Genomic DNA, 20446 nt, shown 5'->3' on the forward strand with positions numbered 1-20446 from the left:
GAGGAGCGGGATCTAGGATCACTATGAAATTGCCCTCATGCGACATGCCTGAGGCATACGTTCGCTTCATGAGCGATTCTACAAAGCCAAAAAAAAAGAAAAAGAAAAAGATCAGTCTAATCCTTTCTTTCCTGATTTCAATTCCTCGATCGATTCTCCTTCCTCGATCTTCTCTTCAAGCTGGCGGAGGAGGATGTCGACCTCTTCAGGGCTCGGGATCTCTCCAAGGATCGTCTCGTCAAGACCCTCAACCGCCTCGGTCCCCTCTTCCTCGGGCATCTCCTCGGTCGCCCCGAGGAACTTTGCGCTCTGCTTCACCAGACTTGAAATCTCGAACGGGAAGATGATCTTCGTCGCCTGACCCTCGGCCATCTGCTTGAGGGCATCGAGAGAGAGAACCGTGATCGCCTTCTTGTCCAGCGGCCTCGAACCGAGGGAGAGGATCCGCAGCCCCTGGGCCTCGCCCTGTGCCTGGAGGATCTTCGAGAGCCGCTCGCCCTCGGCACGGAGCACTTTGCTCTGCCGCTCACCCTCGGCCTGGAGGATCATGGACTGCCGCTCACCCTCGGCACGAAGGATGGCGGAACGCTTGTCACCCTCGGCACGAAGGATCGCCGCACGCCGCTCACGCTCGGCCGCGGTCTGCTCGGTCATCGCCTGCTTGACCACACCCACCGGATCGACCTCCTTGATCTCCACCCGCTCGACCTTCACGCCCCACTGGTCGGTCTCACGGTCCAGAATGTCGCGGAGTTTGGTATTGATCAGGTCCCGGTTGTAGAGAACCTCATCGAGTTCCATATCACCGATGATCCCTCTCAGACTCGTCTGGGCCAGAGCGACCGTCGCCATCCGATAGTTCGAGACCTCGAAGAACGCCTTCTCGGGGTCGACCACCCGGGTATACACAATCGCATCGACATTAGTCGGCGAGTTGTCCTTGGTGATCACCTCCTGCGAGGGGACGTCCATCACCTGGGTTCTGAGATCAAGTTTCTCCACCGTCGTGATGATCGGGACAACCCACCGGAAACCGGGGTTCAACCTCCCGATATATTTCCCGAGCCTGATCTGCAACCCCTGCTCATACGGCTGGACGATCACAACCCCCCTGGACATGATATAGATCACGACCAGGATCAGAAAGATCGTGATGAGATTGCTTGCGATCTCTTCAAGTACCATTATTTCATCTCCTCCACCACAATGTGCACCCCCTCGGAACGCACAACAACCACCTTCATCCCTTTCGGGATGATGCCATCTGTTGAGCGGGCACTCCACTCAACCCCCTCGATCGAGACCTTGCCGCGGATACTCTCAGGTTCGACCTCTTTTATCACCAGCCCTTCAAGCCCAACGACCGAGTCGCGGCTGAGAGTCGTCGGCGGGTTCTCATCCGGGGTGATCCTGGAATAGAGCCAGACCGTTACGGCTGCAGCAGCAAGGGCTGTAACAACGCCCACGATGACCCCGATAGATGAGCCGAAGACATCGACCCCGAGTACGAAGAGAATCCCGAGGATGATCATCACCGTACCCGGAACTGCGATGAAAAAACCCGGGTTTGTTGCTTCGATCAAGAAAAAGAGGGCGCCGAGGACGATGAGAATCCATCCGATAGAGATGCCCAGCAGTTCCATGTGTTGGAATTGAGTTCTCAGGATATAAAGATGCTCAATCAAGAGAATAGCAGATATAGCAGGACATATGGAATATGGAATCTATGGGGCCCCATAGGGGGCCGATGAGAATCTCACAACTACCGTCGCGTCAACCCCCAAATGTCTGATAGGAGGCCCACCGCACTCTTCACGGCAGAGCAGCGAGCAGGATCACCACTTCGTCGCCGCCCCGCCCCTATCCTCATCGTGGAGGGTCCGGGGGGATCTTCCACCACTCGCACCGGGGGTGTTGCCCCTGCGGACTCCCGGGATAAAGATCCGGACGGGAAGGCAGCGGGGTGATCGTTCAGAGGGTGTTCCCGTCCTCTGCCGATTCATCACGCAGGGACAAGGGCATGATCAACCCCCGATGTTCACCCCCAGAAGAGGGATAACCATGAAAATACTTTCATTCGGTATGCCTGAGGCGTGCTTTCGACTCATGCCCGATTCAACACAGCCGTAAAATCACTTTTTTTGTCTTCTTCATAAGGAGACCGCGATCATGAGAGCGGACACGCTCAGATCCCGGAGAGGAGAAGATAACCACATAAAGAGCAAATAAAGAGGACGAATCGGAAAAAAATGCTCAAAATCTACAATTTCAAGACATATAATATTCCAAATTAGAAGAAATCATAAATATTATTAATGAGATCAAGGAGCATGGCGAGCAGGTGACCAGGAAACACGAGATCCCGAGACAGAAACACTACGCCCTCGGCTGGTACCACGAAGGGGTTACCCACCTCTCCATGCACGAATATGAGGAGGCCCTCTCGTACTTTGACCGAGCCCTCAAAGCTGTTCCCGATCACCCGGACTTTCTCATCGGCAAAGGCGAAGTCTTGATGGCCTTCGGAGAGCACCAGGACGCATACGAGTGTTTCCTTGCAGCCGCAACCGCCGAACCGGAGAACCTCAAGGGATGTATCCTCCTCGGCACCGCCCTCCTCAAACTCCGGAAATACGAACCCGCCGACGAGGCCTTTCTCGCCGCGATCACCCTCAACCGCTACGACGGCGAAGCATGGCTCGGCCACGCAATCGCATCCTATCATCTCGGTGAAGAGGCCGGAGCGAAGGAGGCACTTCTCACCTCATATCACCTCAAGCCAGAACAGCCCGAACTTATGTATTACCTTGCAAGGACCGCCAGTTCAGATCAGGAGGCGATCAGTTATCTCGCCAGAGGCTGCCGTCTCGACCCGAAGAACCTCAACCTCATCACCGCAATAGCCGAGCGACTCATGAACATCGGACGATTTGAAGAGGCCGCGATCTTCTGCAGACGCGCCTGTGAACTCTGCCCCGAACATCCGGAAGTCAGAGCGGCCGCAGGGAGATGCAAAGAGGCGCAGAAAAAAAGTGAGTTAACCTCTCAGAAAAGCAACGCGTGAGCCCTTCGGCACGCCGACCATCTCCGCGATCGTCTCGCACTTGACGGCCATCAGATGCGCGACCGGCGGGAAGTCATCGTATTCGGTCAGAGACTCGTAGTTTGCCATTCCCTTCGCGATGACCAGCGTGCACCGGCCCAGGGCATCAAGCAGTTCTGGCGGGGCCAGGTCCAGGTTCACACCGAGTTCGCGCTCGCCGGCTGTCGTCGTGAGAACCGCGTCGGCAAGAGCGTCAAGCCCGAGAGCGCGGGCGTCCTCGATCGTGGCATCATTCAGGATCGGAGCCCCCCTCACCACGACGGTCACCTCGGCCCCGGCCTCCTTGAGGTATCGGATCAGGAGCCGGTCAAAGACCACCTCACCGCAGTTGTCAGTCAGATACACCACACGATCACAGAGAGAGAGGATCGCATCGGTCTCGTCGATGGTCAGACCTTTCGGGAACTCCTCATCAAAGAACGCAAGAAAGTCGTCGGTCACCTGGTGGGACTGGACGCCATAGTCGAAGGTGTTGGCAAGGACCGCAGCACAGACATAGTCCCTGAAGGTCGAGAGCCCGGGCCCGATCACCTCGACGGCGGCGAGGGCATCGGCATTGTTCTCCCCTTTAAGCGCGAGATAGGGATCGTCGGAACCGATCATCTCATACGCGCACCGGTGAACAGCACTCGCAATGACCGGGGCCGCAATTCCGGCATCCCGACCGGAGGCAAGAACCTCGGCCGCAGCGCGCCGCACCGCCTCGATCCGCTCCCGATCATCAAGCACCAGACCTGCCTCATAGACTACTCTTGAGAGGAGACAATCAGTACACCGCGGCTGAAACTTCATAAAAACACCAAAAACAAAGAAATGGGGTCACCGCGATTCGAACGCGGGTCAGAAGACCCCCAGTCTCCTAGGATGGTCCAGGCTACCCTATGACCCCAATGACTCAATACTATTCGACCTCACGATATATGTACCCTTCCGTCCGGAGCGTATGCCCGGCCGGGTGTTGAGAGGCGATGGCCATCCAAACGCAGGAAAAAATTAAACCAAAAAAAGATGAATGGCCTGAATCAGGCACACAACTCAGATCCTGAGCTGCTTGAATTTTTCGACGTTTTTCGTAAGTGCTTCAAGTTCGCTGTCGGTAATCTGCATCCTGCTCCCAAGGACATTCACCTCACTGAGGAGTTGCTGGATCCTGACGTACATAATGTACATGATAAAGAGCTGGATGACGATCACGATACCAAGAATGATGAGGAGAATTCCTCCCATGTCAAATGCTTCTGCTGTCATCTAGTTTTTCCCCCTGAACAGTGTTCTTGCAAGACGGTCAATGAACCCTTCACGCTCCTTAGCGCCGTCGTCATGATACTCGCAGCCTGCGATCTCCGCGGCGATCCTCTTGATCGCCCGTGATGCTGGGCTGGTCGGGTGTTTGATCACGATCGGCGTCTTGTAGGCCGCCGACTCCCGGACAAATGTGTCCTCAGGGACAGCGCCCAGGGACTGAACCCCGAGCGACTTCTCGATCTTGCGCTCGACAAAATCGACGTTATCTCTCCCGGCCCGATTGATGATCGCATACCTGACATTCCCCCCAACCAGTTCGGTCAGGATCTTCGTCTTGAGGGCGTCCACAATCGAGGAGAGTTCAGGGTTGACGACAAGGATTACCTCATCGGCGATCGCAAGCGGGACCACCCCGTCCCTGCTGATGCCTGCCGGAGCGTCGATAAGGAGATAGTCGCACTTGTTGACAAGTTCGTGCATCACCTCGCGAAGGCGGTCAGGATTGGCGTCCTGGAAGCCCTGAAGCGATATCCCGCAGGGCACCACCTTCAAACCGGCAGGGCCGTCGTAGACCGCCTCTTCAATGGTTGCCTTCCCGGCAAGCACCTCATGGAGGGTGACAGGGACATTCTCAAGCCCGAGCAGGATCCCGATGTTTGCCATGCCCACATCGGCGTCGAGGATATAGGTCTCCTTGCCAAGTTGTGCGAGGGCCGTCCCGAGATTGACCGTCGTGGTGGTCTTGCCCGTCCCGCCCTTGCCTGAAGCAATCGTATACGCTTTGATCATCTCATTCCTCGCCTGTTTCAATGTCTCTTCGTACAGATGGATGCAGAGGCCCTACAACCACCGTCGCAGAACCTCCACCGCATCATGCTCCATGTCCTGGACCCATGTATCAGGGATGTTGTGCTCAGTATGCAGGATGCCGACCAGACTGGAACCCTTGTGCTGGATGCCGAAGAGCATCACCGTCGGGTCATCAGGGAGCCCACCTTCTGAGAAGATGTAACTGTATTTTGCGGCATCCGACGCGGCGTCTCCCTCAGAAGAGGCGACGACAAGACCATCGTCGGTCGAGATCGTGAAGGCATCGAGGTAATATTTCTCACAGAGTGCCTTCATACTCTCCAGAATATCGGCACGTCCCCCGATGAGTTCAATCTTACGAGGAGGCTTCTCCCACTCGACCTCGCGGGAACGCTGGATATGTTTGAAGAGTTTAAACATATCCACCGGCCCCCGACCTGTGCCGCCAACCATCTCCCGGAGACGCCCGACCTGCTGGCTCTCCTGAGTATCCGTCCTCACCTCTTCGAGAAGGCCCCTGACCCGGACCATCTGGAGCACGCACCCTGCGATGCCGACCCCGATCAGGGTGAGGAGGACAACTATGATCTCCCCCAAAACAACAAGTGTCGTTCCGTCATCCATACTCTTACTTCACTCCTTTTTCCTTGTTTTCCCCGATGAGATGTCCGAGTTCCAGGCGGTCGAGTATCGAGACGTAACTGTCCTTCAGGTCGGCCGCCATCTGATCGGCATCGATTCCATCAAGGGCAGCCAGATCCCTGAATACCGGATCCTCATGAGGAACCTCTGCGGGCGCCCGGACATGACGCTCCCTTTCCAGATGTTTCCCTGCCCCGGATCCGCGGGTCAAATCCTTTCCAGCAGGAGACAAAGGTTCGGGCGCAGCACCAACCTCGCGCCTGCGCGTGGGAGGGACAGGGGGGGACGGGGGCTGCTCTTCGCCACCCTCCACCAGGCACCCCTGATTGAACTCCCTGGCGAGGGCGAGTTGCGGATCGGTCAGGGAGTATACGGCCACCTCTCCAGGGGCCGTCATCTCCCCGACTTTCACGAGCGCCGAGGCCCCGCGTTCACGCTCCCCCCCGGCGAGGATACATACTCCTCCCGAGAAGACGAGGGTAAAACTGTCAGAACCAAGGTTAAAAATGGCATATCCCGTGAAACCAGAATGTTTCAGACCATCAAGCATCTCCAGACCGGTCGCATTCCGTTTGATCTCGATGAGGCAACCTCTGGGCACCTGAAGAGAGGCGTTCTTCCCCTTCGCTGGCCCCGGCTCCGATTTCTGGCGATTACGAGGTTTCTCCTGGGAGGAGCACATATCAGAGCGTGGGACCGAGGCCTTCGCATTGAACTCAGCCGCCAGACGGATCTGCGGCCCGTTCAGGAGATACAAGGCCGCTTCTACCGGATCATCCGCCAGGCCTCTGACCGCATCCCATGCACGAGCACCCTGAAGATCCTGGTACTCGGCAAGTATGCAGGTACCTTCAGAGAACACCAGCGAGATCGGGGCACCCTCATGGTTCACCATCACGTGGCCTGAGAAGGAAGTCTCCGCTATCTCAGCAAGTATGAAAGATAAAGAGATATCTCGCCTGATAGAAGAGAAGTTACCTCTCGGAATATCCATTACTAGTTTGTAGTGATTGTAGATAATATAACTATATGTTAATCAGGCGAAATAGAACAAGATATATATGACCTCACAATGGCAGAGGGCAGGATTTAAAAACATACCCATAATAGATAACACAGAATAGAAGTTCAGACACCAAAAAGGAGCATTTTCAAACTGAAAAAGAATATAGAGGGGGCCAATTGGCCCATTCAACTTCCAAAGACAAAAAATCCGAAAAATTTTAACAAATATCATAGAGAGTAAGGGGAAGGGGAATTTGAGCACCTTTTATTGAGAAGTAAGCCCCACATTTTCATCAAGAGAAAGCAAAATAAGTTATATGAGCAGAGGCAAGGTACGGTGGGCATGACAGAACAACTGGGATTGAAGGAGAGAATCAACCGGTTCATCAAGGGCATCATGGAAGTAGAGGGAGTCTCGGCCTGTGTTCTCTCTTCCAGAGACGGGATCCTGATGGGCAAGGCATTTCCTGATAACATATCCGTACCCTCTTTTGCCGCCATGAGCGCAACGCTCCTGGCCTCCGCCGAAGCAGCAGCCAGCATCGCACACGTCCACCCCCCGCAGAAAATCGTGGCCACCGGCCAGGGCACATCGATGATGGTGATCAGCGCCGGGGAGCGGACACTTGTCGCAGCAATACTCAAAGAAGACGCAGACCAGGAAGAGATCTATGCATCTCTGACGGAGATCGCGCGCGAGATCGCGGAGGTACTGTGATGTATTCCATCATGGTCATCGACGACAGCCCTTTCATCGTAGATGTCTTCGTCACGATGCTGGAGCGCGGAGGGTACCAGGCAATTGCAGCCTACAGCGGAGAAGAAGGGCTTGAAATCCTCAAGACCGTAACCCCCAACCTCATCCTCCTCGACATCATGATGGAACCGATGGACGGTTGGGAAACCCTCGAAAATATCAAGATCAACCCTGAAACCAGAGACATCCCGGTGCTGATGCTAACCGCCAAGCAACTGACCCCCGACGAAGCCGAAGGTTACGGGTCGTACATCGAGGACTATATTCTCAAACCGATCACCCACCGGGAACTCTATGAAGCGATCGAACGGGTGCTCCAGCGCCGCGAGATGATCAGAGACGATGTCGAGCGCGCACATCAGGTCGGACTGGACCGACACCTGGTCGACGAATATGCCAGGCTTGCCAAGGGAGTCGATGTGAACACCCGACTGCTGCGCATCCTTGAGACCACCTACAACATCAAAGACTCCAAAGCGAGCGAGAAGATATCGCTTGCAATCAAGAATATGGAGAACAGCATCAGGTTCCAGGAAAGCAGACTCAAACAGATCAAAGAAGACATCGAGGCCCTCCAGCAAAAAAGTCCCCAATAACAACTCTGCTAAAATTCTATTCTAGAGTTTGACAGCGAGGGGCCAGGCAGCCCCCTCCTTCAATCCCGTTATCTCCTCAGCCCCAACCCGAGTAGAGGCGTGTGGGCGACATCCCAGGCACCCAACAATGTTGTGCCGGGTTCCACGACCCTGCTGGCGGTCAGGAGCACAGGTCGCCAGGAGAATACACTTGAACGACAGACCTTTTTGGCCGTGAAGAGAGCGCCGGGGACGACAACACCCCCCATGATCTCCTCGCTGCCCTCCCGTCCCCATTCCATCCCGGGGTTCCGGGGGCAGCGACCCCGACGCGAATGGTGGGGAGGCGAGAGACCAGACGGACCCCCCAACATAAGAATGAGAAATACGAACCCCCCCTCTCGCGCCGGGGGCGCTGCTCCCGGACCCCCCACAGCGAAGATAGGCAGGGGGCGGCACCACGCGCGTCACGATCACTTTCTGGCGATCGTTATGACCGTGCACTCCGGGGCGAGAAGAGAGAGAGTGCGGGGACCACAGGGTTGCGAAAAAAGTGTCAGACATTTGAGTGATGACAGGGCACTACTTTTCTTTTCCGATCAGCGCGACAGCCAGGGTCAGCACAGCGATGATGGCCACCGTCCCGGCCACATCATAGATATCAAGAGGTTCCAACCCATAGACAAGGATCTTGCGCACCATCGCCGTGAGACCAGCAATGAGGATCGGCCTGACCTGGAGCCGGCAGGTTCTGAAATAGGCCGTCACAGTCTCCAGGATCTCGATAATAATGATTGTGACCAGGAGTGCATGCAGAACCCCGAGCACCCCTTCGGTCATCGAACCCCCGTCCAGAAGAACAAAAAACCTGAGTGCAACGTCATATAAAGAAACGACAGCGAGGAGAGAGAGCACGATGGCGATCACAATATAGATGACCGAGTTGACGCCCATGATCGCGCGTATCGCCCATCCCATACCCAGATGACACTCATCTCCGTTCTTCATCATCCGATGTTGCAAATCGAAGCAGTTAAATCTTATCATGACCTATAGAGCAATGGATAATCGGGAGCGTATGACCATATGGTCCCGAAACCCTTATCTTCTCTGAAAGCATTGTAATAGTGCTGTCTGGACAATGGGCCCATAGCTCAGTTAGGTAGAGCGCTTGGCTTTTAACCAGGTGGTCGGGGGTTCAAATCCCTCTAGGCCCGCTTCCATGGCCAGACTGTGGTTTTTACGTGGTGATAACCTGAACTTGACTCTTTCTCACCCGGGGGATAAAATTGAGCACCAGATTTAATGTTATAGATCATGAGATGGTGCCAGATCACCAGATAATGAGCGAGGGAGAGGTCGCGGAACTGCTGTCCCGCTACCAGATCGCGCTCGAACAGCTTCCACGGATTTACGGCGACGATCCTGCAGTGAAGTCAATCGGGGCAACAACCGGAGATGTCATCAAGATTGTTCGGAAAAGTCAGACAGCAGGACTTGCCGAGTCGTATCGGTACGTGGTCAAGAGACCGAAAAAATAATCGGGGCGGATAAACCTGTTAGATAGAAGTATTTTATCGCGGGCATACTTCTCAGGCGATCATGTCGCCCGCCACCAGCTGGACTCGTTCAATTACTTCCTTGAACACAACCTTCAGAAGGTGGTGGACGAACAGCGGATCATCGAGACTGATATCGAGAACAGAGGCAAGAACAGTGAGGCGGTCTGGGTCGAACTCGGGACGATCCATATCAAGAAACCGAGGGTCAGGGAGGCGGACGGCTCCCAGAGTACCCTCTTTCCCACCGAGGCGCGTCTGCGCAACCTCACCTATGCAGCACCACTCGAACTGGATCTAACCCTGGTCCAGGGAGACATACGCGGCGAACCCATCACAACAACAATCGGGCAGATGCCCATTATGATCGGGTCGGTAGCCTGCAATCTCTCAGAGATCCCCGGCAGCGAGCAGATCGACCATGGCGAGGATCCGTATGACCCGGGCGGCTATTTCATCGTAAACGGCTCCGAACGGGTGTTGATGACCCTCGAAGACCTCGCCTCGAACAAGATCATGACCGAGTTCACCGAGCGGTACAACGAGCGGATCTATGTGGCGAAGGTCTTCTCACAGTATCGTGGTTACCGTGCACTCGTCGTCGTCGAGAAAAACAAGAAGAACCTCCTCGAGGTCTCGTTCCCCTCGGTCGCCGGGCACCTCCGCTTCGTCGATCTGATGCGGGCCCTCGGTCTTGGGACCGACCGGGAGATCGTGGAGGCCGTTTCGACCGATGAGGAGATCCTCACCTACACGATGCAGAACCTCGAAGAGTCGGAGTGCGATTCGATCGAGAGTGGCGTCATGTACGTAGGCAAGAAACTCGCCCCCAACCAGACGAAGGAGTACCAGCGTCGGCGGGCTGAGTTCGTCCTCGATTCCTATCTCCTGCCCCACCTCAACTACCTGATGCCCGAGCACCTCAAAGAGGGCGACGAAGGTTACGAACGGACTATCGAGAGCGTCAGGCTCGCAAAGGCTCATTACCTCGGCCGCATGGCCGAGGCCTGCTTCGACCTGGTGCTTGGCCGTCGTAAGGTCGACGACAAGGACCACTACTCGAACAAGCGGCTCAAACTCGCCGGCGACCTGATGGAAGACCTTTTCAGGATCTCGCTCAACCGACTCACCAGAGATATCAAGTACCAACTCGAGCGGGCAAGCATGCGCCATCGCGACCTTTCGATCTCAACTGCGGTCAGGGCCGACGTGCTTACCGAACGGCTCCTCCACCCCCTGGCCACAGGAAACTGGGTCGGAGGGCGGACCGGTGTCTCCCAGTTGATGGACCGGACCGACCGGATGAGCGTACTTTCGCACCTGCGCCGCGTTATCTCGCCGCTGTCCAGGTCACAGCCCCACTTCGAGGCCCGTGACCTGCACCCGACCCAGTGGGGACGGATCTGTCCATCCGAGACCCCAGAAGGTCCGAACTGTGGCCTTGTGAAAAACTTTGCACAGATGGTAGAGATCTCAAAAGGCTATGACAATACAGAGGAGGTCAAGAACATCTTTTACAACCTCGGTGTCGAACCGTTGACCATCGGGATCGGAGGTGAGCAACAGTGAAGAAATCACGCGTATTCCTTGACGGCTCACTCATAGGGCTGGTAGAGAACCCGAAAGAACTCGTCGATAAGGCCCGGGCGATGCGCCGACATGGAGCGGTCTCGGCCCAGGTGAACATCGCCTACGAGGAGTTCAACGGCGACGTGGTCATCAACACCGACCGCGGGCGGGCACGCCGCCCCCTCATCGTCCTCAAGGACGGCAAACCTCTGATCACCAACGACGACCTCGCCCACCTTCAAAACAACGATGAAACCTTTGGCGACCTTGTCAAACAGGGATTCATCGAGTTCGTCGACGCAGAGGAAGAAGAGAACCTCCTCATCGCGATCACCGAGGACCAGGTCACCCCCGAGCACACCCACCTCGAGATCGACCCCTCGCTGATCCTCGGGATCGGGGCGGCACACGTTCCCTTCCCCGAGCACAACGCATCACCTCGTGTCACGATGGGCGCAGGCATGGTCAAGCAGGCTCTCGGTTTTGCGACGGCCAACATGAAATTGCGTCCCGACACCAGGGCCAACTTCCTCCACTATGCCCAGAAACCGATGGTCTACACCCAGGCCTCGGACCTGATCGGATCTGACGACCGGCCAGCGGGCCAGAACTTTGTCGTGGGCATTCTCTCCTATGAGGGGTACAATATTGAAGATGCCCTCATCTTCAACAAAGCCTCTATCGAGCGCGGCCTTGGCAGATCTCACTTCTTCAGGACCTATGAAGGTGAAGAGCGGCGGTATCCGGGCGGTCAGGTCGACAGGATCGAGATTCCCGACGAGGAAGTTTCGGGCGCCCACGGCGCAGAGTTCTACCAGAACCTCGACGACGACGGGATCATCAACCCCGAGACAGCCGTGCGCGAGAAGGACGTCCTCATCGGGAAGACCTCTCCACCGAGGTTCCTCGAAGAGCCAAGCGGCGAACTGATCGCCGTCGAGAAGCGGCGCGACACCTCGGTAACGATGCGGAGCAACGAGCACGGGATCGTGGACACGGTGATCATCACCGAGGGCGAGAACTCAGCCCGCCTCGTCAAGGTACGGACCCGCGATCTCAGAATGCCAGAGGTCGGGGACAAGTTTGCGTCCAGGCACGGACAGAAGGGTGTCATCGGGTGGATCGTCCCGCAGGAGGACATGCCCTTCACCGAGGCCGGGATCGCCCCCGACCTCGTTATCAACCCACACGCCGTCCCGAGTAGGATGACCATCGGGCACATGCTTGAGATGCTCGGCGGCAAGGTCGGCGCCCTGGAAGGACGGCGGATCGACGCCACGCCCTTCCGCGGCGAGAAAGAAGAAGACATGCGCGCGGCCCTCAAAAAACTTGGGTTCTCACACACCGGCCGTGAAGTGATGTACGACGGCTACACCGGCAAACACTTCCAGGCCGACATCTATGTGGGGATCATCTACTACCAGAAACTCTACCACATGGTGTCCTCGAAGATGCATGCCCGGTCCCGCGGCCCGATCCAGGTGCTCACCAGGCAGCCGACCGAGGGGCGTGCCCGCGAGGGAGGTCTCAGGTTCGGTGAGATGGAGCGCGACGTGATGATCGGTCACGGCGCCGCCATGGCCCTCAAGGAACGTCTGCTCGACGAGTCCGACAAGGTCGAGCAGTATGTCTGCGCCAAGTGTGGGATGATCGCGATGGTCGACCGCAAGCGTAACGTGACCCGCTGCCTCAACTGCGACAGCGAGACCGATATCTACCCTGTAGAAATGAGTTATGCGTTCAAACTTCTCCTCGACGAGATGAAGAGCATGGGCATCGCACCCAGGATGCGGCTGGAAGACATGGTATAGGGGGGATGAGGAGATGACAAGCCCGAAGAGAGTTGGAAAGATCGAGTTCGGCCTTCTCTCGCCGAAGGAGATCCGCCAGGTATCGGTCAGAAAGATCATCTGGGCCGACACCTATGACGACGACGGTTATCCCTATTCACAGGGATTGATGGACCTCAACCTCGGGGTCATCGACCCGGGGATGCGATGCAAGACCTGTGGCCAGAAAGCAAGCGATTGTCCGGGCCACTTCGGCCATATCGAACTCGCAAAGCCAGTGATCCATGTCGGATACACCCGGTTGATCAGGAAACTCCTGCGAGTCACCTGCCGCAGCTGCGGCAGGATCCTTCTCTCCCCTGAGGAGATCACCAAGATCGTCGGGGACGAGAAAGACGATGTCATCGGCGAACTGGTCACCGAGAAAGATATCAAGAAAGAGCGGGTCTGCCCATACTGCGACGAGCAGCAATTGAAGGTCAACTTCGAGAAACCGACGACCTTCTCAGAGGTCGTCGTCACCACCGACGACGCCGGGAAGGAGAAGAAAGAAGAGCACAAACTGACACCGGCAGATATCCGTGCCAGACTCGAACGGATCCCGGACGACGACCTCCGCCTCCTCGGGATCGACCCGACGGTGGCGCGGCCAGAGTGGACAATCCTGACCGTGCTCCCGGTCCCGCCGGTAACGATGCGTCCGTCGATCATCCTGGAGAACGGACAGCGTTCTGAGGACGACCTGACCCACAAACTCGTCGACATCATCAGGATCAACCAGCGTTTCAAGGAGAACCAGGACGCCGGTGCCCCGCAGTTGATCATCGAGGATCTCTGGGAACTCCTTCAGTACCATGTGACCACCTACATGGACAACGAGGTGGCCGGGTGCCCACCGGCACGTCACCGTTCTGGCCGACCCCTCAAGACCCTCTCACAGCGTTTGAAGGGGAAAGATGGCCGTTTCAGGGGTTCGCTCTCAGGGAAGCGTGTAAACTTCTCAGCCCGTACAGTCATCTCCCCCAGCCCATATCTTCACGTGAACGAGGTCGGGGTGCCCATGGCGATCGCCAACGAGATGACGATCCCGGTCCCGGTAAACGCACAGAATATCGAGGTGGCCAGGTCATATGTCAGAAACGGCCCTGAACGCATAAACCTCACCGACCCACCGGGCGCCAATTATGCCATCAGGCCAGACCAGCGGCGTATCCGCCTTTCCGACGAGAACAAGGAGGATGTTGCCGAGCAACTCGAACCAGGGTGGACCGTCGAGCGACAGATGCAGGACGGCGACCTCGTCCTCTTCAACCGTCAGCCCTCCCTGCACCGGATGTCGATCATGGCCCATCACATCAAGGTCATGGACGGCAAGACCTTCAGGTTGAACCCGGCAGTCTGTCCCCCATACAACGCCGACTTCGACGGGGACGAAATGAACCTCCATGTCCCGCAGACCGAGGAGGCGCGGGCCGAAGCCGAGATCCTGGTCAATGTTCAGGAGAACATCCTCTCGCCGCGTTTCGGCGGGCCGATCATTGGCGGTATCCACGACCACATCTCAGGGATCTTTATCTTAACCCACGAAAAGCGCTGGTTCGATAAGAGCGAGACCCTCTATATGCTGCGGAACGTCGAGTTCGATCACCTCCCCGAGCCCGATAAGGTCGTGGACGGGAAGCCCTACTGGACGAACAAGCAGGTCTTCTCGATGATCATCCCGGACAAGATCAACATGATCTTCCGGGCCTCTTCCTGCGAACACTGTGATGTCTGCAAGCGGGAGGCATGCGAGCGGGACACCTACGTCAAGATCAGAGACGGTGAACTGATCACCGGCACCATCGACAAAAAGGCGATCGGCGCCTTCGACGGTGAGATCGTAAACCGTATCATCCGTCAGTATTCCCAGAAGCGGGGAGCACAGTTCATCGACGACGTGACCAGGCTCTCCATCCGCGGGATCATGCACGATGGATTCTCCTTCGGTATCGACGACGAAGATCTCTCCAAGACCGAGTATGGTCTCATCCGTGAGATGCTCGACAAGGCCGAGGACGACGTCCGCCGGCGGATCCAGATCTATGAGGAAGGACAGCTCGAACCGATGCCAGGCCGGACCGAGGAGGAGACCCTTGAAATGCAGATCATGCAGGTGCTCGGCAAGGCTCGTGACCGCACCGGTGAGATCGCATCCCAGCACCTGGGTCTCTCAAACAGTGCTGTTGTGATGGCGGTCTCCGGTGCTCGTGGTTCGATCCTGAACCTGACCCAGATGGCCGGTTGTGTCGGACAGCAGTCTGTTCGTGGTGAGCGTATCGTGCGTGGTTACGACCAACGGACCCTGCCGCACTTCAAGCGCGGCGACCGGGGCGCGGGGGCTCACGGGTTTGTCAGGTCCTCATACAAGACCGGGCTCAACCCGACCGAGTTCTTCTTCCACGCCATCGGTGGGCGTGAAGGTCTGGTCGATACTGCGGTCAGGACGTCGCAGAGCGGGTACCTGCAGCGGCGGATGATCAACGCTCTCCAGGACCTCAAGGTCGAATACGACCGTTCGGTGCGGACCACCGGCGGCCGGATCCTCCAGTTCAAGTTCGGCGAGGACGGGACCGACCCGACAAAGAGCAACTATGGGGAACCGGTGGATGTGAAAGGCGTCATTGAGAACGTACTCAAAGAGGAGGTCTGAAGATGGACGAAGCAATGCGTACCGTCATCGAAGCGACAGATTTCCCTGACAGTACAAAAAACGACATGATCAAGTACCTCGAAGACCGGGAGATCACCCCCGAGCAGTTCGAGACGATCATGAAAGGGATCACCAAGGAGTACACCCGGACCAGGATCGAACCCTGCGAGGCCTGTGGAGTCATCGCAGCCCAGTCTCTGGGCGAACCGGGCACGCAGATGACCATGCGTACCTTCCACTACGCAGGTGTGGCCGAGATCAACGTTACCCTCGGTCTCCCGCGTCTTATCGAGATCATGGACGCCAGGAAGGAACCCTCCACCCCGACGATGACCATTTATCTCGAGCCCGAGTATGCCTCCGACCGTGACAAGGCCCGTGAGGTCTCATGGCAGATCGAGGCGGCGCCGCTCCACGAGTTCGGCGACATCGTCACCGATATGGCAAACATAAAAGTGGAAATGCGGCTGAACCCGGCGGTCTGCGACAAGCGCAAGATTTCGGTGGAGGAGATCATGGAGCGGGCCCCACAGAAGATCAAGGACCGTCGCCACTACCGGGACTTCGAGTCTGATTCCGACGTCGCCGAGGCCAGGATCACCTTCTATCCCAAAAACGAGAGTTACCAGAACCTCTTCCAACTTGCCGAGCATGTCAGAGGTGTGATCGTGCAGGGGATCGACGACATCGAACGAGTCGTTGTTCGGAAAGAGAAGGGAGAGTATATACTTTATACTGAAGGCTCCAACCTAAAAGACGTGTTCGAGGTCGAAGGTGTCGACACCACCCGTACCCGCACAAACAATATCAACGAGATATCTCAGATTCTCGGGATCGAAGCGGCACGGAACGCGATCATCGACGAGATGAAAAACACCCTGGGTGAACAGGGTATCTCAGTCGATGTGCGTCACATCATGCTCATTGCAGATATGATGTGCATGGACGGTGAGGTCAAACAGATCGGGAGGCACGGAATCGCAGGCGAGAAGGAGAGCGTCCTTTCGCGTGCAGCCTTCGAGGTGACGGTCAACCACCTCCTCGATGCTGCGGTCGCCCATGAGACCGATATTCTCAATGGCGTGACCGAGAATGTCATCGTCGGCCAGCCGATTCAACTCGGAACCGGGGACGTCAAGTTGATTGCAAAACCCTTACACCAGGAGAATTAAAAATGGACTTTAACGAGTCTTTAAGAAGAGCTATCAAAACCGGAGAGGTCTTCCTTGGGCAGAACTCGACCGAAGAGTGTGTCAAGGCAGGGAAGGCCAAACTCGTAGTCGTCGCAAAGAACTGCCCTGCAGAGTTCAAGGAGGCCATCCTGGTCCGCGAGGACGTCGAGACATATGTCTACAATGATTCAGGTGTCCAGCTCGGGAAGGCATGCGGAAAGCCTTTTGTTGTTAGCGCACTCGCCATCGTAGACGCAGGCGAGTCCGACATCCTCAGCATCAAGAGGGCCTAAATGGCAGAAATTAAAATTACCGAAGACTGTATGCGGTTGATCTCCCAGTTCGAGAACATGACCGGCGCTGGGAGCCGCGACTGCATCGTCGACGAGCGGAACGACCGAATCATCTTTGTCATCAATCCTGGCGATATGGGGCTTGCAATCGGGAAGGGCGGTTCGACAATCAAGAAGGCTTCCGAAGTCTTCGGCAAGAGGATCGAGGTCGTCGAGTACTCAAACGAACCTGAACAGTTCATCAAGAACTGTTTCCTGCCGGCCCAGGTGACCTCTGTCGCCTTCGAGGAGGATGAAGAGGCCGGGACGGTTGCGTATGTGGACGTAAAGGCCGAAGAACGCGGTCTTGCCATCGGAAAGGAAGGCAAGAACATTTTCAAGGCAAAGAAGCTCGCAGCACGGCAGCACAGCATCGGAGATGTGCAACTCGTGCAGGACGACGAAGGCTTCTAAACCTCTTTTTTTTTCTGACGACCAGATCGTCTATATAGTGGGGCAGCACCTGCTCCGTTATGGTACTGAAAGCGCTCTTTCTCAACTGCACTCTGAAGTACTCTCCCGAAGTCTCAAACACCGAGGCACTGATCCGGAAGGCGATGGGGCTCTTCCATGACCTGGGAGTGGAGAGCGAGGTGGTGCGGGTCACCGACTATGTCGTCAGGTTCGGGACGTCATCAAACGAGGGGCAGGGGGACGAGTGGCCCGTGATCCTGCACAAGATCAAAGACTGCGATATCCTGGTGATCGGGTCGCCGATCTGGTTTGGGGTGAGGTCTTCAGTGGCACAGCAGGTTCTTGAACGTCTCGATGGCACCTATGCCGAAGGTAATCCCCAGAGCGGGCGGTATCCCCTGTACGGGAAGGTGGCCGGGGTGATCGTCACCGGCAACGAGGACGGGGCCCACACGGTGGCGGCCCACACGCTCTTCAACCTCACCCATCTGGGATGCACAATCCCGCCGAACGCCGACTGTTACTGGGTGGGAGATGCCGGACCCGGGCCCAGTTATATCGAGGCCGGGGGCGACCGCCACCTGTATACCAACCGGACGGTGCGCTACATGGTCCACAACCTTGCGTTCATGGCCGGGCTCCTGAAGGAGCACCCGATCCCGACGAACCTGAAAGCACTCGACGAGGAGGCGAGGGCGGTCAGCCGGTGAGAATGGATCGTTTTATATCGACCGGTAGAGAGTGAGTGACATGGAGATCGCATTCAGGGGTCCGGTTCTCTTTGTCAAAGATATGGAGCGTGCAAAGGAATTTTATATCGACATCCTGGAACAGGAGGTGAGCCTGGACCTGGGGGTGAATGTCGGGTTTGTCGGGGGACTTGCCCTCTGGGAGCGAGGGTACGTGAACGACCTCCTCTTTGAAGGGAAGATGCCGGCAGACGAGGGGGCGCCGAGGATGGAGGTGTACTTTGAGACACGAGAGATCAAGGAGGCAGCTCGCCGCGTCGAGGCAGCGGGGATCAGGTTCCTCCATCCCCTCACCGAGCAACCCTGGGCACAGATGGTGATGCGGTTCTATGATCCGGACGGCCACATGATCGAAGTGGCCGAACCGATGGACACAACGGTTCTCCGCCTCGCCGACGAAGGGCTTTCAGAGGCGGAGATCGTAGAGCGGACCACTCTCCCCGGACCGGTGGTCGCGGCGTTCTTGCGCGGCGAGTGTTGTGACTGAGGCCGGGTTCAGGGAAGTGCAACACTTCACCTCCCCCCGCTCTGGGCACTCCTGCTCTTCATTGCAGGGTTGACCTGGTGGGGTGCGGTGCAGCAACTTATGCTGGGTGTTCCCTTTGGGAACTGGCCGGCGCCGACTCCTCGATCGCCCCGGTCACCGCGGGGTCGTCGGAGAAGGTGGTGGTAAGCGCCCTGACCGGGCCGAGTGCCGGGGTCGTCGCCCAGACGATGAGCCAGGGCGGGACGCCCCGCACCACGAAGACCGCAAGGAGCGGGCCCCAGAGAAGGAACCAGCGTCTGGCCCGCGCCCCCATCGTGCCAAGCACCTCGGCGTTGATGATCGCGTTGTCGATGGATGAGATGATCTCGAAGAGACAGAGGCCCGCAACCGTGAGGAGGATCCCGAGGAGGTCGAGCATGGATGGTCAGAGGAGGAGGGATCTCTGAGAAATAAATCCAAGCGAAACGGGGAAGTGCGCCAGGTCATCGGATCGTCAGAACCCGACATATCCCCCGCACGCCGGCCATGAAGGCCGTCTCCTCCCCAAGAAGAGGGGTGACGGCGGGACCGGTCCGGCACACCGCTTCATCATATGGGAGGTAGGTGATCGTGGAAAAGAGGTGGCAGGGACCGACGGAGCGCCCCACCTCCTCCAGGTCGGTCTCACCGCATACCCGGTTCACCACCAGGTGAATATCACCGATCCCGAGGGTGCGGGCGAAGTCGGCCGCACGGAGAGCGACGGAAAGAGCGCTCTGCGAAGGGTCGGCCACCACGAGCGCCCGGGAAAACCCTTCCGCCACCGCCCGGCCGAGGTGCTCCACCCCGGCGAGGGTGTCGAGGAGGACCACCCCCTCTGTCCGGCGGACGAACTCGCTGATCGTCCCTCCAAGGCCGGTGTTCCCGAACTCTCCGACCCCATCGGCTACAAACAGCGTGAGACGCTCACCGAGCCGCATTCCACAGCGCTCCAGAGCGTCCGACACCCTGGGGCGGAGGTGCAGGAGCATGCCGGTGCCGCCCGTATCCTCCTCCACTCCACCCTCATGCCATGACGGCGGGACAAACTCGATCCCAGGGAGGCACCCCAGGGAAGCGGCAAGACGCCGCTCCGGATCGGCGTCCACGGCGAGCACCTCCATGCCCTGCATGACAAAGAGATGTGCGAGGAGGGCGACAAGGGCAGTCCTGCCCGTGCCCACCCTGCCGGTGACAAGGAGCCTGAGCCCCCTCTCCTCTTCCCTGACCCCGCCCCTCATGACATCGAACGCCCGCTGGACCCCATCCTTCTCGATCATGATCTCGACCCCCGGTTCCACTCTTCTGTCTCTTCATATCCATCTCGACAGACGTGGACCCTCCTCTCTTCAGACCGGGGAGGCATTGCCTCCACCAGGGAGAGACACAGCCCTTCATCTCGTGAAACCGGGATCAGCCGGCGATCAAATTCTCCATTTTTATCCCCATTGTCCATTCCCCCTCCGTAACTCCGGGCATTCCATGCCGCTCATCAGCAATAACTCTTGGGGCGAGGATCCGATGTCG

22 protein-coding genes, 2 tRNA genes and 1 pseudogene are annotated in these 20446 nt (G+C 57.3%); 13 read left to right on the forward strand and 12 right to left on the reverse strand.

All coding sequences use genetic code 11. The features are described from left to right. Positions 1-111: 111 nt before the first annotated feature. On the reverse strand, positions 112-1185 hold the full coding sequence (locus RJ40_RS04740; protein ID WP_265582210.1) for an SPFH domain-containing protein: 1074 nt from the start codon (positions 1183-1185) through the stop codon (positions 112-114). Further along, a complete protein-coding gene (locus RJ40_RS04745) occupies positions 1185-1643 on the reverse strand; it encodes an NfeD family protein (protein ID WP_265582211.1) in 459 nt (152 codons plus the stop codon). Before RJ40_RS04745 ends, RJ40_RS04740 begins: the two co-directional genes overlap by 1 nt. A gap of 698 nt (positions 1644-2341) precedes the next feature. Between RJ40_RS04745 and RJ40_RS04750 the strand changes: the two genes are divergently transcribed. Then, positions 2342-3064: a tetratricopeptide repeat protein gene (locus RJ40_RS04750; protein WP_265582212.1), complete on the forward strand. Its 723-nt coding sequence runs from the start codon at positions 2342-2344 to the stop codon at positions 3062-3064. On the opposite strand, the gene RJ40_RS04755 is transcribed toward RJ40_RS04750, so the two are convergent. The 6 genes from RJ40_RS04755 to RJ40_RS04780 form a co-directional block, all read right to left on the reverse strand. After that, positions 3038-3895 (reverse strand): damage-control phosphatase ARMT1 family protein, encoded by an 858-nt coding sequence (locus RJ40_RS04755; RefSeq protein ID WP_265582213.1) that lies wholly within the window; start codon positions 3893-3895, stop codon positions 3038-3040. The genes RJ40_RS04750 and RJ40_RS04755 overlap by 27 nt on opposite strands. Positions 3896-3917: 22 nt before the next feature. Next, positions 3918-3992, reverse strand: a tRNA-Pro gene (locus tag RJ40_RS04760). Positions 3993-4138: 146 nt separating this feature from the next. After that, a complete protein-coding gene (locus tag RJ40_RS04765; RefSeq protein ID WP_265582214.1) occupies positions 4139-4351 on the reverse strand; it encodes a hypothetical protein in 213 nt (70 codons plus the stop codon). Further along, positions 4352-5137 (reverse strand): cell division ATPase MinD, encoded by a 786-nt coding sequence (minD, locus tag RJ40_RS04770; RefSeq protein WP_265582215.1) that lies wholly within the window; start codon positions 5135-5137, stop codon positions 4352-4354. It abuts the gene before it with no gap. Between the two features lie 51 nt (positions 5138-5188). After that, positions 5189-5782, reverse strand: coding sequence for a hypothetical protein (locus RJ40_RS04775; RefSeq protein ID WP_265582216.1), 594 nt, complete (start codon positions 5780-5782; stop codon positions 5189-5191). 4 nt (positions 5783-5786) lie between these two features. Beyond that, the gene (locus RJ40_RS04780) at positions 5787-6695 is read right to left on the reverse strand and encodes a hypothetical protein (protein ID WP_265582217.1); all 909 of its coding nucleotides are present in this window, start codon (positions 6693-6695) and stop codon (positions 5787-5789) included. Between the two features lie 453 nt (positions 6696-7148). Between RJ40_RS04780 and RJ40_RS04785 the strand changes: the two genes are divergently transcribed. Continuing rightward, a complete protein-coding gene (locus RJ40_RS04785; RefSeq protein WP_265582218.1) occupies positions 7149-7523 on the forward strand; it encodes a roadblock/LC7 domain-containing protein in 375 nt (124 codons plus the stop codon). After that, positions 7523-8158: a response regulator gene (locus tag RJ40_RS04790; RefSeq protein ID WP_265582219.1), complete on the forward strand. Its 636-nt coding sequence runs from the start codon at positions 7523-7525 to the stop codon at positions 8156-8158. Before RJ40_RS04785 ends, RJ40_RS04790 begins: the two co-directional genes overlap by 1 nt. Before the next feature lie 68 nt (positions 8159-8226). Here RJ40_RS04790 and RJ40_RS04795 read toward each other — a convergent pair whose 3' ends face one another. Beyond that, a complete protein-coding gene (locus tag RJ40_RS04795) occupies positions 8227-8439 on the reverse strand; it encodes a hypothetical protein (protein ID WP_265582220.1) in 213 nt (70 codons plus the stop codon). Positions 8440-8719: 280 nt separating this feature from the next. After that, entirely contained in the window at positions 8720-9115 is a 396-nt protein-coding gene (locus RJ40_RS04800; protein ID WP_265582221.1) for a phosphate-starvation-inducible PsiE family protein, read from the reverse strand. A gap of 165 nt (positions 9116-9280) precedes the next feature. Between RJ40_RS04800 and RJ40_RS04805 the strand changes: the two genes are divergently transcribed. From RJ40_RS04805 to RJ40_RS04850, 10 genes are all read left to right on the forward strand, one after another. Continuing rightward, positions 9281-9354, forward strand: a tRNA-Lys gene (locus RJ40_RS04805). A 72-nt stretch (positions 9355-9426) separates the two neighbouring features. Then, positions 9427-9678 carry a DNA-directed RNA polymerase subunit H gene (locus RJ40_RS04810; RefSeq protein ID WP_265582222.1) on the forward strand — a complete coding sequence of 84 codons (252 nt, stop codon included), beginning with the start codon at positions 9427-9429 and terminating at the stop codon, positions 9676-9678. A gap of 15 nt (positions 9679-9693) precedes the next feature. Then, entirely contained in the window at positions 9694-11265 is a 1572-nt protein-coding gene (locus RJ40_RS04815) for a DNA-directed RNA polymerase subunit B'' (protein ID WP_265582608.1), read from the forward strand. Beyond that, positions 11262-13076, forward strand: a complete 1815-nt coding sequence (gene rpoB / locus RJ40_RS04820) for a DNA-directed RNA polymerase subunit B (protein WP_265582223.1) — start codon at positions 11262-11264, stop codon at positions 13074-13076. Before RJ40_RS04815 ends, rpoB begins: the two co-directional genes overlap by 4 nt. Before the next feature lie 13 nt (positions 13077-13089). Beyond that, entirely contained in the window at positions 13090-15747 is a 2658-nt protein-coding gene (locus RJ40_RS04825; protein ID WP_265582224.1) for a DNA-directed RNA polymerase subunit A', read from the forward strand. A 14-nt stretch (positions 15748-15761) separates the two neighbouring features. Next, the gene (gene rpoA2 / locus RJ40_RS04830; protein ID WP_394357410.1) at positions 15762-16919 is read left to right on the forward strand and encodes a DNA-directed RNA polymerase subunit A''; all 1158 of its coding nucleotides are present in this window, start codon (positions 15762-15764) and stop codon (positions 16917-16919) included. Positions 16920-16921: 2 nt separating this feature from the next. Next, complete coding sequence (locus tag RJ40_RS04835; protein ID WP_265582226.1) at positions 16922-17212, forward strand: 50S ribosomal protein L30e; 291 nt, start codon at positions 16922-16924, stop codon at positions 17210-17212. Then, entirely contained in the window at positions 17213-17665 is a 453-nt protein-coding gene (locus tag RJ40_RS04840; protein WP_265582227.1) for a NusA-like transcription termination signal-binding factor, read from the forward strand. A gap of 59 nt (positions 17666-17724) precedes the next feature. Continuing rightward, positions 17725-18375: a flavodoxin family protein gene (locus RJ40_RS04845; RefSeq protein ID WP_265582228.1), complete on the forward strand. Its 651-nt coding sequence runs from the start codon at positions 17725-17727 to the stop codon at positions 18373-18375. A 40-nt stretch (positions 18376-18415) separates the two neighbouring features. Further along, positions 18416-18901, forward strand: a complete 486-nt coding sequence (locus RJ40_RS04850; RefSeq protein ID WP_265582609.1) for a VOC family protein — start codon at positions 18416-18418, stop codon at positions 18899-18901. 127 nt (positions 18902-19028) lie between these two features. Here RJ40_RS04850 and RJ40_RS04855 read toward each other — a convergent pair. Both RJ40_RS04855 and RJ40_RS04860 read right to left on the reverse strand, forming a co-directional pair. Then, positions 19029-19319 (reverse strand): annotated as a pseudogene (locus tag RJ40_RS04855) (DUF475 domain-containing protein); the annotation flags it as partial. A gap of 64 nt (positions 19320-19383) precedes the next feature. Beyond that, positions 19384-20199 (reverse strand): nucleotide-binding protein, encoded by an 816-nt coding sequence (locus RJ40_RS04860; RefSeq protein ID WP_265582229.1) that lies wholly within the window; start codon positions 20197-20199, stop codon positions 19384-19386. Positions 20200-20446: the final 247 nt, after the last annotated feature.

Origin of the sequence: Methanofollis aquaemaris, assembly GCF_017357525.1 — an archaeon.
GTDB lineage: Archaea > Halobacteriota > Methanomicrobia > Methanomicrobiales > Methanofollaceae > Methanofollis > Methanofollis aquaemaris.